Raw genomic sequence first — 14,739 nt, 5'->3', positions numbered from 1 at the left:
AAATGCCGCACTGCAGCGAACGGTGCGCCGGCTTTCGACGGTGGCCAAATCGATTGAAGCGAAACAGCAGCCTTTGTCAGACTAAATGACGTTTTCAAAACGATTTTCCGGCTTTGACGCGGTGCAAAAAGAGCATTAGAAACCGGCTGTCTGAAGTCATATATCGAGGCGGTAAGTGCCGCTTTCCACCGCGGCTCCGGACATCGAACTGGGGCAGCCATGAGCAAATCACCAGCCACCCGAACCGCCAGACGTGAACGGCCGCTCTCGCCGCACCTGACGATTTACCGCCCACCGATCACCATGACGATGTCGATCATTCACCGCATCACTGGCGGGGCGCTGTATTTCGGCACGCTGCTGGTCGCCGCGTGGCTGATGGCGGCGGCGAGTTCGCAAGGCGCTTTCGATTGGATCAACTGGGCCTTCGGCACCTGGCTCGGCCGGCTCATCCTGTTCGGCTACACCTGGGCGCTGATGCACCACATGCTGGGCGGCGTGCGCCATCTCGTCTGGGACACCGGCGCCGGGCTGGAGAAACACACGGCATCGAAGATCGCCTGGGCGACGCTCGCCGGTTCCATCCTGCTCACGCTGCTGATCTGGGTCGCCGGCTACATGGCGCGGGGAACCTTGTGATGAGCGGCACGAACAACAACGATATGCGCACGCCGCTGGCCAAGGTCCGCGGTCTGGGCTCGGCCCGCGAAGGCACCGGGCATTTCTGGCGACAGCGGCTGACGGCCATTGCCAACATCCCGCTGATACTGTTCTTCGTCGGGTTCTTGATCGCGCTCAATGGCGCCGGCTTCGCCGAGGTGCGGGCGGCGCTCGCCAGTCCGTTCGTGGCGCTGGTGTTGGCGCTGGTGCTCGTTTCCGGTCTCACCCATATGCGTGTCGGCATGCAGGTCATTATCGAGGATTACGTGCATGCCGAAGGCATGAAGCTGGCGCTGATCGCACTCAGCACGTTTTTCACCATAGCGGTCGGCGTCGCCTCGATCTTCGCCCTGCTCAAACTGGCATTCGGAGGCTGATTTGGCCAAGGACGCGAAATCGGCCACCGGCTATACCTTTGTCGACCACAAGTTCGACGTGGTGGTCGTCGGCGCCGGCGGCGCCGGCCTGCGCGCCACGCTCGGCATGGCCGAGCAGGGCCTGCGCACGGCCTGCATCACCAAAGTGTTCCCGACCCGCTCGCACACGGTGGCGGCACAAGGCGGCATTGCCGCGTCGCTGTCCAACATGGGTCCGGACTCCTGGCAGTGGCACATGTACGACACCGTCAAGGGTTCGGACTGGCTGGGCGACGTCGACGCCATGGAATATCTGGTGCGCGAGGCACCGGCGGCGGTCTACGAGCTCGAGCATTACGGCGTGCCGTTCTCGCGCACCGAAGAGGGCAAGATCTACCAGCGGCCGTTCGGCGGACACATGATGAATTATGGCGACGGCCCGCCGGTGCAGCGCACCTGTGCTGCCGCCGACCGCACCGGTCACGCCATCCTGCACACGCTCTACGGCCAGTCGCTGAAGAACAATGCACAGTTCTTCATCGAGTATTTTGCGCTCGACCTGATCATGGAACCGGACGGCACCTGCACCGGCGTCGTCGCCTGGAACCTCGACGACGGCACCATCCATCGCTTCTCCGCCAAGATGGTGGTGCTGGCGACCGGCGGATATGGCCGCGCCTATTTCTCGGCGACGTCGGCGCACACCTGTACAGGCGACGGCGGCGGCATGGCGGCACGGGCCGGCTTCCCGCTGCAGGATATGGAGTTCGTGCAGTTTCATCCGACCGGCATCTACGGCGCCGGCTGCCTGATCACCGAAGGCGCGCGCGGCGAGGGCGGCTATCTCGTCAATTCCGAGGGCGAGCGCTTCATGGAGCGCTACGCGCCGTCGGCCAAGGACCTGGCGTCGCGCGACGTCGTCTCGCGTTGCATGACGCTGGAGATCCGCGAAGGCCGCGGGGTCGGCAAGAACAAGGACCATATTTTCCTGCATCTCGACCATCTCGATCCGGCCGTGCTGCATGAGCGGCTGCCGGGCATTTCGGAATCGGCCAGGATTTTCGCCGGCGTCGACCTGACCAAGGAGCCGATCCCGGTGCTGCCGACGGTGCACTACAATATGGGCGGCGTGCCGACCAATTACTGGGGCGAGGTGCTGAACCCGACGGTCGAGAATCCTGACCGGGTGTCACCCGGGCTGATGGCGGTCGGCGAGGCCGGCTGTGCCTCCGTGCACGGCGCCAACCGGCTGGGCTCGAACTCGCTGATCGATCTGGTGGTGTTCGGCCGCGCCGCCGCAATCCGCGCCGGCCAGGTCATCGACCGTAATTCGGCGATCCCTTCGCCCAACGAAGCCTCGGTCGAAAAGATCATGGACCGCTTCGACCGGCTGCGCCACGCCAATGGCTCGACGCCAACCGCTGTTCTGCGTGAGAAAATGCAGAAGGCGATGCAGGAAGACGCCGCCGTGTTCCGCACACAGGAGTCGCTCGAAAACGGCTGCAAGCGCATTTCGCAGATATGGACCGAGCTCAAGGACCTGAAAGTCTCCGACCGCTCGATGATCTGGAATTCCGACCTGGTCGAGACGCTGGAGCTGGAAAATCTGATGGCCAACGCCATCACCACGGTCTACGGCGCCGAGGCGCGCAAGGAGAGCCGCGGCGCGCATGCGCGCGAAGATTTCTCGGCCCGCGACGACATTATCTGGCGCAAGCATACGCTGGCCCGGCTAAGCGAGGACGGCCAGGTGAGCCTCAGCTATCGTCCCGTGCACACCGAACCGTTGGTGGCGGAAAAGGACGGCGGCATCAGCCTCGCCAAGATCGCGCCCAAGGCCAGGGTGTACTGACCATGGTGCCGAAGCTCGTCATCCGAAAGGACCTGAGGTAATGGTCGAACTAACGCTTCCCAAGAACTCCAAGGTGCAGCCGGGCAAGACCTGGCCGAAGCCGGAGGGCGCCACCAACCTGCGGGAATACCGCATCTACCGCTGGTCGCCCGACGATGACGAGAACCCGCGCATCGACACCTATTTCGTCGACATGGACGATTGTGGGCCGATGGTGCTCGATGCGCTGCTCTGGATCAAGAACAAGATCGACCCGACGCTGGCGTTGCGCCGCTCCTGCCGCGAAGGCATTTGCGGCTCCTGCGCCATGAACATCGATGGCTCCAACACGCTGGCCTGCACCAAGGGCTGCGACGACATTTCCGGCGCCGTCAAGGTCTACCCGCTGCCGCATATGCAGGTGGTCAAGGACCTGGTGCCCGACCTCACCAATTTCTACGCCCAGCACGCCTCGATCCAGCCATGGCTGAAGACAGTGTCGCCAGAGCCAGCCAAGGAATGGCTGCAGAGCCATGAGGACCGCGAAAAGCTCGACGGGCTCTACGAGTGCATCCTATGCGCCTGCTGCTCGACCTCGTGCCCGAGCTATTGGTGGAACGGCGACCGCTATCTCGGCCCGGCGACGCTGCTGCAGGCCTATCGCTGGCTGATCGACAGCCGCGACGAAGCCACGGGCGAACGGCTCGACGATCTCGAAGACCCATTCCGGCTCTACCGCTGCCACACCATCATGAACTGCGCCCAGACCTGCCCGAAGGGGCTCAACCCGGCCAAGGCGATTGCCGAAATCAAAAAGATGATGGTGGAGCGGCGGGTTTAGTTGAGGCGAGTTCGCTCGCGGCAATCTCGGACGCGGCGATCCTTCGCGCCCCCCTCTGTCCTGCCGGACATCTCCCCCACGGGTGGGGAGATTGGCCGTCATCGCGGCTTTCGCCAATCTCCAAGGTTGAAGGATGGCGCGCTGTCGGCGAAGCTGCCGATCTCCCCCCGCGTGGGGAGATATCCGGTAGGACAGAGTGGGGGGCGCTGTCTCGCCGGCGCTAGAAAGGATACTCAACCCAATGAGCGAAGAGCTTCCAATCCTTAATCCGGTCGAAGCCCGTGTGCTCGGCTGCCTGATCGAGAAGAAGGAGCTGACGCCGGATGTCTATCCGCTGACGCTGAATGCAGCACTTGTAGCCGCCAACCAGAAGACGGCGCGCGAGCCTGTGATGGCGCTCGAGCCGACAGAGGTGCATCGGACGCTGAAGCTGCTCGAGCAGAAGGGGCTGGTGCGTCAGATGTTCGGCTCGCGCGTCGAGCGCTATGAGCATCAGATGGCGCAGCGCTTCTCGCTAACGAGGCCGCAGACTGCGGTGATCGGCCTGCTTTTGCTGCGCGGGCCGCAGACGGCGCATGAGTTGCTGGCGCGAGCTGAGCGCATGGCGCGGTTTTCGTCGATCGAAGACCTGCGCGCTGAACTCGACATGCTGATCGGCCGCCGACCGCCGCTTATCCAGGAAATACCGCGCGGGCCAGGCCAGCGCGAGGACCGCTACGTGCATCTGCTCGCAGGACCGGTGGACGTCGCGGCGTTATCGGTGCAGCGGAGCGCGCCGGCCTTGCCTGCTTCCGACCTGGAAGCGAGATTGGAGGCTCTGGAGCAGGAAGTCGCAGCCCTTCGCGCCCGGCTTGATGCGCTGGGCGCCTAATAGTTATCCGAAACGTTGGTGGGACAGCACCCCCCTCTGGCCTGCCGGCCATCTCCCCCTCAAGTGGGGAGATCAGATGTCACGCCGGCCTTCGCCAATCACGAACGTCGAAAGAAAGTGCCAGCTACCGAGCTTCCAATCTCCCCGGGAGATGCCCGGCAGGGCAGAGGGGGGCGCGAAGAATCGCTACCCCGGGCAAAATCGGCGGATCACCCCAGCTTCGCGTCGAGCGACACTGCGATGGCCCCCAGCGCCTTCGAAACCGGGCACTCCGCCTTGGCCTTCTCGGCCAGTTCCTTGAACTTCGCCGCATCGATTCCTGGCACCTTGCCGACCAGGGTGATGGCGCTGCCGGTGATGCCGGTGCCGGGGACCAGCGTCACCACCGCCTTGGCGTCGAGCTCGGTGGCGGGCGTGCCGTTCTCGGCCAGGAAATGCGACAGCTGCATGGCGTAGCATCCGGCGTGTGCCGCGGCGATTAACTCTTCGGGATTGGTGCCGGATTTGCCGCTCTCGTCCTCGAAGCGAGCCTTGAACGAATAGGGCGTGCCTTTCAAAGTGCCGCTCTGGCTGTCGAGCGTGCCCGTGCCCTCCTTCAGATTGCCTTTCCAGACGGCGTTTGCGGTACGGTCCATAGAATTCTCCTTGATTACAGCGACAGCGCCGGCCACGCGGCGTTCCCTCCAACTATAGCGCGGCGGCCGGGGAAGACCACCGCGCTGTTTCGGCCGGATGCGACGCCGGCGTGCCCTGCAAATTCTTCTGAAAAAATGTGCGTGCAAAAATGTCGACTTGCATCGGCGCCGGCCGTCCTGCGAGCGTCCACGGATTCTCGTGGCGGATGGAGATCCAAGATGAACAATCTGTTTTCTGCCCATTGGAACGACGCCGACAAAAGCGCGCGTCTACACGAGATCGAGTGCTCGCGACCTTCCGGCTTCGGCCGGCTGCTTGCTGCGGTCGCCGTGATCGGCATTGCGGTCTGCGTGCTCGACCACGCTGCTGCCGGCAAGGATGCCGCCGGCGCCGTGATCACCTATGGTTCGTCACAGCAAGGGAGCTGGAAATGAAATATGTCTGTCTGGTCTACGGCGAGGAAAAGGACCTCCATGCCATGACGCCGGAGCGTCTGGCCAAACTCGACGCCGATTCGATGGCCTATGACCGGTCATTGGACCAGCAAGGCAAGCTGATCATCGCGCAGGCGCTGCAATCGGTGAAGACGTCGAAGACGGTGCGGCGGCGCCAAGGCAAGCGGCTGATCACTGACGGTCCGTTTGCCGAAACCAAGGAGCAGTTGCTTGGTTTCGTCATGATCGAAGCCGACACTCTCGACAAGGCGCTGGAGATCGCCTGCAAAATTCCGCTGGCTGAAATCGGCACCGTCGAAGTCAGGGCGATCTACGACGTGCCGGGGTCATAGGCGGCGGCGACGTCATGCAGGCCGGCGGATCATATCCGCCGCCTTCTCGGCGATCATCACCACTGGCGAGGCGGTGTTGCCGGAGACGATGCGCGGCATGATCGACGCGTCGATGATCCGCAGCCCCTCGATACCGGTCACGCGCAGGTCCGGGCTGACGACGGCGCGGTCATCGATGCCCATCCGGCAGGTGCCGACCGGGTGGAAGATGGTCGTGGCGATCGAGCCGATCTGGTGCAGCAGGTCCTCGTCCGACTGGTGGGCGAGACCAGGCAGGATTTCTTCCGGATGGAAGCCGGCAAGAGCCTTGGCGGTCATGATGCTGCGCGCCTGGCGCACCGAACGCAGCGCGATCTCGCGGTCGCGCGCCGTAGAGAGGTAGTTCAGCCGGATCTCCGGCTGCACGGCCAGCTCGCGCGTCGTAGCGTGCACCGAGCCGACGCTCTCGGGCCGCAGATTGCAGACCGACATGGTGATTGCCGGGAACGGGTGCAGCGGGTCGCCCAGCCGGTCGGTAGACAAGGGCTGGACGTGGTACTCCAGGTCCGGCGTCGCCATCGACGGATCGGATTTCGAGAACATGCCGAACTGGCTCGGCGCCATCGACATCGGTCCCGAGCGGCCAAAGGCATATTGCAGCGCGATCTTCGCCTTGCCGCTCAGGCTGTTGGCTAGCGTGTTGAGCGTCAGCGCCGACGACACTTTGTAGACAGTGCGGATCTGCAGATGGTCCTGAAGGTTCTCGCCGACATCGGGGCTGGCGTGAACCACATCGATGCCGAGCGCGGCGAGGCGATCCGGCTCGCCGACCCCGGAAAGCTCCAGCAGTTTCGGCGTGTTGATCGAGCCGGCGGTCAGCAGCACCTCGCTCCTGGCCTTTGCCTCGATGGTTTGGCCGCCGACGCGATAACAAACGCCGATAGCACGCTTGCCCTCGAACAACACCGTCTCGACATGCGCGTTGACGACCAGCCTGAGGTTCGGCCGTCGCAGCGCCGGGCGCAAGAATGCCTTGGCTGTGTTCCAGCGCACGCCCTTGCTCTGGTTGACTTCGAAGAAGCCGGACCCCTCATTGTCGCCGTCGTTAAAATCCTCGCGCGGCATGATGCCGAATTCCTTGGCCGCCTCCTGCACGGTGTTCAGGATCGGCCACGACAGGCGTTGCCGCGCCACTTTCCATTCGCCGCGGGAGCCATGCAGCTCGGTCTTGCCGCCATGATGGTCCTCGGATTTGAGGAAGTAGGGCAGCACATCGTCCCAGCCCCAGCCGACATTGCCCATCTGCCGCCAGCCATCGTAGTCCGCCGCCTGGCCGCGCATGTAGATCATGCCGTTGACCGAGGTGCAGCCGCCCAGCACCTTGCCGCGGGGATAGACCAGCGAGCGGCCGTTCAGGCCGGCTTCGGGGGCAGTCTTCATCATCCAGTCGGTGCGCGGATTGCCGATGCAATAGAGATAGCCGACCGGGATATGCACCCAGTGATAATTGTCGCTGCCGCCGGCCTCGAGCAGCAGCACGCGCGTCGCCGGGTTTTCGCTCAGGCGATTGGCCAGCACGCAGCCGGCGGTGCCTGCGCCGACAATGATGTAGTCGTAGTCGCCATCGAGCCGTTGGGTCATTGCGGTGGTTTACTCGGCGGTGTTCTACTCGGTTCTGCGGCGTGTTCGGCCCAGAACGATCGCAGCGTATCGGCAAGGCCGCAATAGGCGCGATAACGCCTGTTGTAATGGTCCTGCATGGCCGGGTTCGGACGGTAGGCGGCGCTTGACCGGGTCATGGCGTCGACGCCGGCCTCATAGTCGGCGAACAGGCCGGCCGCGACCCCGGCGCCGATCGCCGCACCAAGTGCGCCGGTCTCGCGTGCTTCAGGGACGGTGATCGGCACGCCAAGCCCGTCGGCGAAGATCTGCGGCCAGTGCTCGCTGCGCGAACCGCCGCCGGACAGGACCGCTTTGTCGAAGCTGACACCGGCGTCCTTCAGAACATCGATGTGGCGCCGGTGCTCGAACATCACGCCCTCGAACAGCGCGCGCAGCATATGGCCTTCCCTATGCCAGCCGGCGAGGCCGTAGAAGCCGGCGCGGAACTCCGCCCCTTGTCCCGACCCGTAGAGAAACGGGTGGAACATCGGATCGTCCCAGGTTGGCGTCACCGCGCCGACAGCCGCGTTGCAGTGGCCGAACGGATCGTCATAATGGGCACCGCGCTCGACGAGTTCGCGTACATACCATTCGAGATTGGCGGCCGATGTAGCGCTGGATTCGATGTTGACGAAACGGCCGGGACCGAAGCGCGCCACCATGAAAACATCTGGGTCGACGACCGGCGCGGTGGAGAAGACCTGATTGACCGACCAGGTGCCGGCGATAACAGAGGCTTCGCCGGGACGCACGACGCCGGCTCCCATGGCGCTGGCGACGACGTCGAAATAGCCGGCGATGACCGGCGTGCCTTCCGCCAGTCCGGTCTCTTCAGCCGCTTGCGCGGTGACCGCGCCGGCGATGTCGGCGCTGTCGAGCAATCGAGGCAGTTTGGCCTGCGCGTCCTCGATGCCGTAGAGCGCGAGAAGCTCGGAATCATAGACGCCTTCGGGCATGCGGACGAGGCCGCAACCGGACATGTCGGAGACATCGCTGACGCGCTCGCCCGTCAAGCGGAAAGTGATGAAATCCTTGCACAGCATCGCCGTGCCGGTTGCGGCATAAAGGTCGGGCGCATGCTGCTTGACCCAGGCCAGCAAGGTCGGCGTCTGCGCCGGCCACGGCTTTTGCAGGCAGATGGCGTGCAGTGCCTCGGCATTGCGCGACGCCAAGGACGCCGCCATGCGGGCGGCGCGGGTGTCGAGCGACTGGATGCCGATCAGCGGTTCGCCGGCACGGTCGACCAGATAAAGGCCGTTGCCATGGCCGGCGCAGCCGACGGCGGCGATCTCGCGGGCATCGATGCCGGCCTGCGCAATGCAGGCGCGTATGGCGTCGCGCGCATCGGCCCACATGCCGCCGAGGTCGCGTTCGACATAGCCCGGCTGCGGCGTGTGCGAACGGCCGGCGACCGCGTGCATGGCGAGCTGCCGCCCGGTATGATCGAACAGCACCGCCTTGATGATGGTGTTGCCGGCGTCGAGGCCGAGCAGATAGGCGGCTTGATCAGCCATTGTTGTAGATGTCCCAAGCCTCTTCGCCGCCGGCGTCGTTGTGGATCATCGCCATCAGCGCGTTGACCACCGCCTTCGGGTTGGCATGCTGATAGATGTTGCGGCCATAGACCAGCCCCTTGGCGCCTTGCCTGAGCAGGGCCGACGATTTTGCCAGTACCGTCTTGAGATCGTCCTTGCCGCCGCCACGCACCAGCACCGGTACGCGCGCCGCCTCGACGACGCGGTGGAAATCCTCAGCTCGCTCGGTCGGGTCGGCCTTGATGATATCGGCGCCCATTTCGGCGGCGAGCCGCACCAGCGTCACGATCTTTTCGGCGTCGCCATCGACCTGGTAGCCGCCCCTGATATCGTTGGGCAGCATGACCAGCGGCTCGATCATCAACGGCATGCCGTAGCGATGGCAGGCGGCGCGGACCTTGGCGATGTTTTCGACGCATTGGCGAAACAGTTCCGGCTCGTCGGGCAGCATGAACAGATTGACGACGACGCAGGCGGCATCCATTTCCAGCGCGCCGATGATCGGCTCGTCATGGTTCTGCAGCATCGACCACATCACCCGGTGGCGCTGTGCATTGTAAGGGTTGCCCATGTCGATGCGCATGACCAGCGCCGGCTTGTCCTTGTCCGGCCGCGATTGCAGCAGATCGGCCTGGCCATAGGCGAGCTGCAACGCGTCTGGCCCTGCCCCGATCAGCGTGTCGATGACACGTGGCATGTCCTCCAAGCCAACGAGAAACCCCGGTTCATTGCAGACGCCGTGATCGAGCGCCACGTCGAGGCAATTGCCGTTGGTGAACATCCGGTTCATCCGGGCCTTGGCGCTGACTTTCATGTTCTGCTCCTGGGATTCGTGCGTTGGTCGAGCATCTCTTGCGAGACGCCGTGATAGGTGTCGAGTTCGGCGATGAGACTTTTTATCTCCTCGTCGCGGTGCGGATCGCTCCAGCCGCGCTCGGCGGCTAGCGCATCGGCGATCCGTTCGATTGATACCATCGAGATGTCGCCGGCAATGGCAAGCGACGTGCGGCGCAAGACAACATCCGAGAGGCAGGTCACGAACTCATGTCGGGCGAGATAGACGATCTCGGCCGCCGTGGTCTCGGTCCTGTCGTCGAGCCTGATGTCGTCGGGACGCCCGAGGCAGAACAGGATGATGTCGCGCGCGCCGCTGCCGTAGCGATCGACGAGATACGCGGCGCGGTCGGTGCTGATCGCGAACTCACCGGCGAGATCGGCTGCCATCGATGCCGGATCTGCGGGGAAACCGAGGCCGCCGCCTATCGGCAGCGCCAGCGTGCCGCGAATGCGCTCGCGGCCAAGCTCGGCCAGCACTTCGTCGGCCGCCTGTTCGGCGAAGGCGCGGAAGGTCGTCCACTTGCCGCCGATCATGCAGAATTGCGGGATGCCGCCGGCTATGCGATGCACGGAATGGCCGCGCGATATCCTGCCGGTGAAGGCATGGTCGCTCTTCGGCAGCGGCCGGATGCCGCTATAGGTGAAGACGACGTCGGCGGCACGGACCGGAATGGACGGGAATACCAACCGCGCCGCCGCCAATATGTAGTCGGTCTCGGCCGGTTCGCAGCGCACGCGCCCAGCTTCGCTGACGCGGATATCCGTCGAGCCGACCAGCACCTTGCCGAGATAGGGAAACATGATGCAGACGCGACCGTCGGCATTCTCGAAGAAAATCATGTGACCGCCGAGCGCACGGTAGAGCGGCTCGTTGTCGAGGATGAGGTGCGAGCCCTTGGTGCCTTCGACCAGGGGCGCCGCGGGCTTTTCGGAGGCGTCGAGCCGGGCGATCGCCGAATCCAGCCATGCGCCGCTCGCATTGACGATCGCCTTGGCGGTCACGGTGAAGCCTTCACCACCCACCGTATCGGTGAGCTCGAAGGAGGAGCCCGCGCGCGCGATCTCGGCGCGATTGAGCGCGAGGCTGACGGGCGCCAGGCGTGCGGTATCGAGCAGCAATTCGATGCCGAGCCGTTCGGGGTAGCTGATCCAGGCGTCGTAATAGGTAGCGGAAAAGCGCAGTTTGGGATCGAGCGTCGGCCATTGCGCGAAGGTCGCCCTGGCGCCACGGAAACTGTGGCGCGGCAGCACCCGGCGCTTGCGCGTCGTCCAGTCGTAGAGCGCGAGGCCTGCCTTGATCGCCAGCGCGCCGCGGCTGGAAGGCGTTTCCGAAAGCCCGAGAAAGCCTGCCGCGCCGTTCATCAGCCCGGAGAAGACGGAGCGGATTGGAATTGTCGTCGGCAGCGGCCGCACCATATGCGGCGCATTGGCCAGCAGCGCGTCGCGTTCGCGCAGCGATTCCTGCACCAGGCCGAACTCGCCATTCTCGAGATAGCGCAGGCCGCCATGGATCATGCGCGAGGGTGCCGCACTGCAGCCCGAACAGAAATCGTTGCGTTCGACCAGCAGAACTCGGAGACCCTGCAGCGCCAGTTCGCGGAAAACGCCGATGCCGTTTATGCCGCCGCCCATGACGACGACATCGAACGCGCCGTTGCGGCGGATCGTGTCGAGGATGACGGTTCTCTGATCAGGCATGGCTTTGCCGGGCAAGGTTGGGCCGTTCTGCCGTCCGGTGGACGGCAGCTCAACTTGGTTCGGGTTACTGGTGGCGGTCAGGCGTCGAGATTGGTCAGATGGCGGCTGGCGGCCTCACTGATCTGGTTGATCTCCTGTCCCGACAATTTGATGCGGCCAGCCTGCGCGTTTTCCCTGGCTTGCTGCGGGCTGCGCGCGCCGCAGAGTGAGAAGGCGATGCCGGGCTGCTGCAGCGTCCAGGCGATGACCACCTGCGCCTCGCTGGCGCCGTGCGCCTCGGCACTCGGCTTGATCGCTTCCATCAGCGCTGCCGCCTTGCGGCGGTTGGGCTGCGAGAAGCGCGGATTATCCTTGCGCTGGTCGTCGCCGGTAAAGACGCGGTCGGGACCGATCTTGCCCGAGAGCAGACCGAGCGACAGCGACGAATAGCTGAGCACCGACACGTTGTTCCCGGCGCAGAAGGGCAAGAGATCCTGTTCCATGTCACGCGCAGCCATGCTGTATTCCTGCTGGACCGCATCGAGTTGGCCGGCCGCGAGATAGGCCTTCACATCGGCGACGCTGACATTGCTGGCGCCGATGGAGCGGATCTTGCCCTGGGTCTTGAGGCGGTCGAGCGCTTCCATCGTTTCAGTGACCGGCGTGGTCGGATCCTGCCAGTGGGTGATGTAGTGGTCGATATGGTCGGTGCCGAGGCGGCGCAGGCTCTGCTCGACTTCGTAGACGACAGAGTCGGCACCGAGATAGCGATGCACCGGCGCGCCGTCATAGTCGAAGAAGTGGTTGCCCTTCTTGGTATGCCAGACCAGCCCAAGCTTGGTGGCAAGGACGACCTTGTCACGGCGACCCTTTATCGCCTTGCCGACGATTTCCTCGGACAGCCCCTTGCCGTAGGCCGGCGCGGTGTCGATCAGCGAAACGCCTTCGTCGATCGAGGCGCGGATGGTGTCGATCGACTGCGCCTCATCGGTGCCGCCCCACATCCAGCCGCCAATGGCCCAGGTGCCGAGGCCAATCGCGGAGGCGGATATTCCCGACGCGCCAATGGTGCGCGTCAACATTTCAGGCGACATTGCGTATGCTCCCCGCATTGCTCAGGACTGCATTGGCCGTCTCTTCGTCGACGACCAGTGATTTGAGATAGTTGCCGCGAAGCGCGGCACGGATCGGCCAGATCTTTTCGGCGCCGCTGGCCACCCCCATCACCGACCGGCAGCGGCCAAGTTCCGAAGGCGCCAGCGCCACCAGGCGGTCATTGGGCGGGTAGTCGGCCAGCGTGCCGTCGTCGCGGATCAGATGCGCAAGGAACTCGCCGACCGCGCCGCTGGCGGCGAGTTTTTCGCGGTCGGGATCGAGGCCTGGGTGGAGGTCGTAGTAGCTCGATCCCGGCGTCTGAATCGACCCGACGCCGACCAGCGCGATCGCCGCCTTGCGCGCCAGGTCGAAGATCTCGCGCACCGAGGCCATGTCCAGCAGGAGATCGCGCTGCTCGCGGCTTTCGGCAAAGAGTGGCGCATGCAAGAGCATGCTGGTGCCGCCGAGGCGTTCGGCCAGCCGCGTCGCCAGATGGTTGACGTCGGTATAGTGCTTGCCCTGGACGCCGCCGGTCAGCGGCACGACGGTGACGTCGAAGGCGCGCTCGGGCTGCAGGTTTTCGACCAGCGCGCTGATCGCCTTGCCGCCGGTAATGGCGATGACGTCCCCGTCGCGCAAGGTCTCGAGCAACTGGTTGGCCGCCGCGCGCCCCACCTGCTGCAGCGTGCTGTCGGGACTGCCGGCCACGGTCGGCGTCACGATCGCGGCTGCCAGTTGCGCGACCTCGATCAGCTGCTTTTCGATGTCGACAAGGCGCTGGAACGGGCTCTCGACCGCGATCCTCAGCATGCCGAGCTTGCGCCCTTGCGCGATCAGCCGATTGACTTTCGACGCCGAAAGGTTGAGCGCCGCCGCAATGTCGTTCTGCTTCATGCCGTCGACGAAGTGCAGCACCAGAACGGTGTGGATCTGCCGGATCGCCTCGAAATCTTCCCTGCCGTCCGCCATCTCAGCCCCGCCGCTTGTTGAAGTGGTAGTCGGCGGTGACCGCCGTCAGCAGAATGGACCCGCGGATGATGTCCTGCCAATAGACGGACACGTCGAGCAGAGCGAGCGAGCTTGAAACGACGGAGAGCAGGATGGTGCCAAGGATGGCGCCGAGAATGGTGCCGGAGCCACCAGTGAGGCTGGCGCCGCCGATCACCGCGGCGGCGATGACGTTCAGCTCCATGCCGGCGCCGAAGGTCGGCTGGGCCGAGCCGAAGCGGGCCATGTAGATCACGCCGGCAAAGCCGCACAGGGTCGAGCAGAGCGTCGTCGTCAGGAACACGACCTTCTTGGTACGGATGCCGGAATAGGCGGCGGCCTTCTCATTGCTGCCGGTGTAGAAAACTTTGCGAAACATCGTCGTGCGGCGCAGCATGAAGTCGGACAGGATGACGAAGACGATGAAGATGATGATGACGACCGGAATGCCGCCAATGGCGCCCTGGCCGATGAATTTGAACTCGGGCGGCAGGGTATAGAGCCCGAGCGGGCGGCCGCCGGTGCCGAGCAGGCAGAGCCCGCGCGCAATCACCATCACGGCCAGAGAGACGATGAAGTGGTGCAATCCCACCTTGGTGACGAAGAAGCCCATAAAGGCGCCGATGCCTGCACAGGCCGCTATTGCAATCAATGATGCCAGCCAGGGGTCGACGCCGCCGAGGAAGAGCAGGCCGGCAATGACCATGGCGAGTGCGGTGACCGAACCGACCGAAAGGTCGATGCCGCCTGAGATCAGAAGGATCGTCATGCCGACGACGACGATGCCCTCGACCGCGAAGGCCATCGCCATCGCCCGCATATTGTCCCAGGTCAGGAAGTACGGCGATGCGAACGACATGACCGCAAAGAGCACGGCGATGATGAGGATCAGACCGGTCTCGCGCATCCTGATCAGGCCGCCAAGCCTTTCACCGAACTCGATGCGGGCCGGCGGCGTCACGCTGTCCATGCTTTCCCCCACGAT

15 protein-coding genes are annotated in these 14,739 nt (G+C 64.4%); 7 read left to right on the top strand and 8 right to left on the bottom strand.

All coding sequences use genetic code 11. The features are described from left to right. Positions 1-219 precede the first annotated feature (219 nt). The 5 genes from sdhC to NLY37_RS22095 all read left to right on the top strand — a co-directional run bounded on the left by sdhC (position 220) and on the right by NLY37_RS22095 (position 4,559). Positions 220-639: a succinate dehydrogenase, cytochrome b556 subunit gene (gene sdhC, locus NLY37_RS22115; RefSeq protein WP_023683884.1), complete on the top strand. Its 420-nt coding sequence runs from the start codon at positions 220-222 to the stop codon at positions 637-639. Continuing rightward, positions 639-1,037, top strand: coding sequence for a succinate dehydrogenase, hydrophobic membrane anchor protein (gene sdhD / locus NLY37_RS22110; RefSeq protein WP_023683885.1), 399 nt, complete (start codon positions 639-641; stop codon positions 1,035-1,037). Before sdhC ends, sdhD begins: the two co-directional genes overlap by 1 nt. Before the next feature lies 1 nt (position 1,038). After that, entirely contained in the window at positions 1,039-2,868 is a 1,830-nt protein-coding gene (sdhA, locus tag NLY37_RS22105; protein ID WP_023706721.1) for a succinate dehydrogenase flavoprotein subunit, read from the top strand. Between the two features lie 40 nt (positions 2,869-2,908). After that, positions 2,909-3,688: a succinate dehydrogenase iron-sulfur subunit gene (locus tag NLY37_RS22100; protein WP_023670510.1), complete on the top strand. Its 780-nt coding sequence runs from the start codon at positions 2,909-2,911 to the stop codon at positions 3,686-3,688. Between the two features lie 241 nt (positions 3,689-3,929). After that, a complete protein-coding gene (locus NLY37_RS22095; protein ID WP_023742125.1) occupies positions 3,930-4,559 on the top strand; it encodes a YceH family protein in 630 nt (209 codons plus the stop codon). A gap of 209 nt (positions 4,560-4,768) precedes the next feature. Here the strand turns inward: NLY37_RS22095 and NLY37_RS22090 are convergent, their stop codons facing one another. After that, the gene (locus tag NLY37_RS22090) at positions 4,769-5,194 is read right to left on the bottom strand and encodes an OsmC family protein (protein WP_023683888.1); all 426 of its coding nucleotides are present in this window, start codon (positions 5,192-5,194) and stop codon (positions 4,769-4,771) included. Positions 5,195-5,413: 219 nt separating this feature from the next. Here NLY37_RS22090 and NLY37_RS22085 point away from each other — a divergent pair, with 219 nt between their 5' ends. Together NLY37_RS22085 and NLY37_RS22080 are read left to right on the top strand one after the other, a co-directional pair. Further along, on the top strand, positions 5,414-5,629 hold the full coding sequence (locus tag NLY37_RS22085; RefSeq protein WP_023698372.1) for a hypothetical protein: 216 nt from the start codon (positions 5,414-5,416) through the stop codon (positions 5,627-5,629). Further along, positions 5,626-5,982, top strand: a complete 357-nt coding sequence (locus NLY37_RS22080) for a YciI family protein (protein WP_023742126.1) — start codon at positions 5,626-5,628, stop codon at positions 5,980-5,982. The genes NLY37_RS22085 and NLY37_RS22080 overlap by 4 nt, the downstream gene beginning before the upstream one ends. Before the next feature lie 12 nt (positions 5,983-5,994). Here the strand turns inward: NLY37_RS22080 and NLY37_RS22075 are convergent, their stop codons facing one another. The 7 genes from NLY37_RS22075 to NLY37_RS22045 form a co-directional block, all read right to left on the bottom strand. Further along, positions 5,995-7,602 carry a GMC family oxidoreductase gene (locus tag NLY37_RS22075; RefSeq protein WP_023742127.1) on the bottom strand — a complete coding sequence of 536 codons (1,608 nt, stop codon included), beginning with the start codon at positions 7,600-7,602 and terminating at the stop codon, positions 5,995-5,997. Further along, positions 7,599-9,137, bottom strand: a complete 1,539-nt coding sequence (locus NLY37_RS22070) for an FGGY-family carbohydrate kinase (protein ID WP_023742128.1) — start codon at positions 9,135-9,137, stop codon at positions 7,599-7,601. The genes NLY37_RS22075 and NLY37_RS22070 overlap by 4 nt, the downstream gene beginning before the upstream one ends. Continuing rightward, entirely contained in the window at positions 9,130-9,972 is an 843-nt protein-coding gene (locus NLY37_RS22065) for a class I fructose-bisphosphate aldolase (RefSeq protein ID WP_023742129.1), read from the bottom strand. The genes NLY37_RS22070 and NLY37_RS22065 overlap by 8 nt, the downstream gene beginning before the upstream one ends. Beyond that, positions 9,969-11,693, bottom strand: coding sequence for a glycerol-3-phosphate dehydrogenase/oxidase (locus NLY37_RS22060; RefSeq protein WP_023742130.1), 1,725 nt, complete (start codon positions 11,691-11,693; stop codon positions 9,969-9,971). Before NLY37_RS22060 ends, NLY37_RS22065 begins: the two co-directional genes overlap by 4 nt. 77 nt (positions 11,694-11,770) lie before the next feature. Continuing rightward, on the bottom strand, positions 11,771-12,766 hold the full coding sequence (locus tag NLY37_RS22055; RefSeq protein WP_023742131.1) for an aldo/keto reductase: 996 nt from the start codon (positions 12,764-12,766) through the stop codon (positions 11,771-11,773). Next, positions 12,756-13,736, bottom strand: coding sequence for a sugar-binding transcriptional regulator (locus NLY37_RS22050; RefSeq protein WP_023742132.1), 981 nt, complete (start codon positions 13,734-13,736; stop codon positions 12,756-12,758). Before NLY37_RS22050 ends, NLY37_RS22055 begins: the two co-directional genes overlap by 11 nt. Position 13,737: 1 nt before the next feature. Next, positions 13,738-14,724 carry an ABC transporter permease gene (locus NLY37_RS22045; RefSeq protein WP_050588435.1) on the bottom strand — a complete coding sequence of 329 codons (987 nt, stop codon included), beginning with the start codon at positions 14,722-14,724 and terminating at the stop codon, positions 13,738-13,740. Positions 14,725-14,739 lie beyond the last annotated feature (15 nt).

It is taken from the genome of Mesorhizobium sp. C395A (assembly GCF_030323205.1).
Lineage (GTDB): Bacteria > Pseudomonadota > Alphaproteobacteria > Rhizobiales > Rhizobiaceae > Mesorhizobium.
This window is presented reverse-complemented; position numbering and strand designations above follow the sequence as displayed.

Bases quoted from the DNA above. Each gene is read 5' to 3' on its own strand.
- sdhC (WP_023683884.1), top strand. From the start codon at position 220: ATGAGCAAATCACCAGCCACCCGAACCGCCAGACGTGAACGGCCGCTC.
- sdhD (WP_023683885.1), top strand. From the start codon at position 639: ATGAGCGGCACGAACAACAACGATATGCGCACGCCGCTGGCCAAGGTC.
- NLY37_RS22100 (WP_023670510.1), top strand. From the start codon at position 2,909: ATGGTCGAACTAACGCTTCCCAAGAACTCCAAGGTGCAGCCGGGCAAG.
- NLY37_RS22095 (WP_023742125.1), top strand. From the start codon at position 3,930: ATGAGCGAAGAGCTTCCAATCCTTAATCCGGTCGAAGCCCGTGTGCTC.
- NLY37_RS22090 (WP_023683888.1), bottom strand. From the start codon at position 5,194: ATGGACCGTACCGCAAACGCCGTCTGGAAAGGCAATCTGAAGGAGGGC.
- NLY37_RS22085 (WP_023698372.1), top strand. From the start codon at position 5,414: ATGAACAATCTGTTTTCTGCCCATTGGAACGACGCCGACAAAAGCGCG.
- NLY37_RS22080 (WP_023742126.1), top strand. From the start codon at position 5,626: ATGAAATATGTCTGTCTGGTCTACGGCGAGGAAAAGGACCTCCATGCC.
- NLY37_RS22075 (WP_023742127.1), bottom strand. From the start codon at position 7,602: ATGACCCAACGGCTCGATGGCGACTACGACTACATCATTGTCGGCGCA.
- NLY37_RS22070 (WP_023742128.1), bottom strand. From the start codon at position 9,137: ATGGCTGATCAAGCCGCCTATCTGCTCGGCCTCGACGCCGGCAACACC.
- NLY37_RS22065 (WP_023742129.1), bottom strand. From the start codon at position 9,972: ATGAAAGTCAGCGCCAAGGCCCGGATGAACCGGATGTTCACCAACGGC.
- NLY37_RS22060 (WP_023742130.1), bottom strand. From the start codon at position 11,693: ATGCCTGATCAGAGAACCGTCATCCTCGACACGATCCGCCGCAACGGC.
- NLY37_RS22055 (WP_023742131.1), bottom strand. From the start codon at position 12,766: ATGTCGCCTGAAATGTTGACGCGCACCATTGGCGCGTCGGGAATATCC.
- NLY37_RS22050 (WP_023742132.1), bottom strand. From the start codon at position 13,736: ATGGCGGACGGCAGGGAAGATTTCGAGGCGATCCGGCAGATCCACACC.
- NLY37_RS22045 (WP_050588435.1), bottom strand. From the start codon at position 14,724: ATGGACAGCGTGACGCCGCCGGCCCGCATCGAGTTCGGTGAAAGGCTT.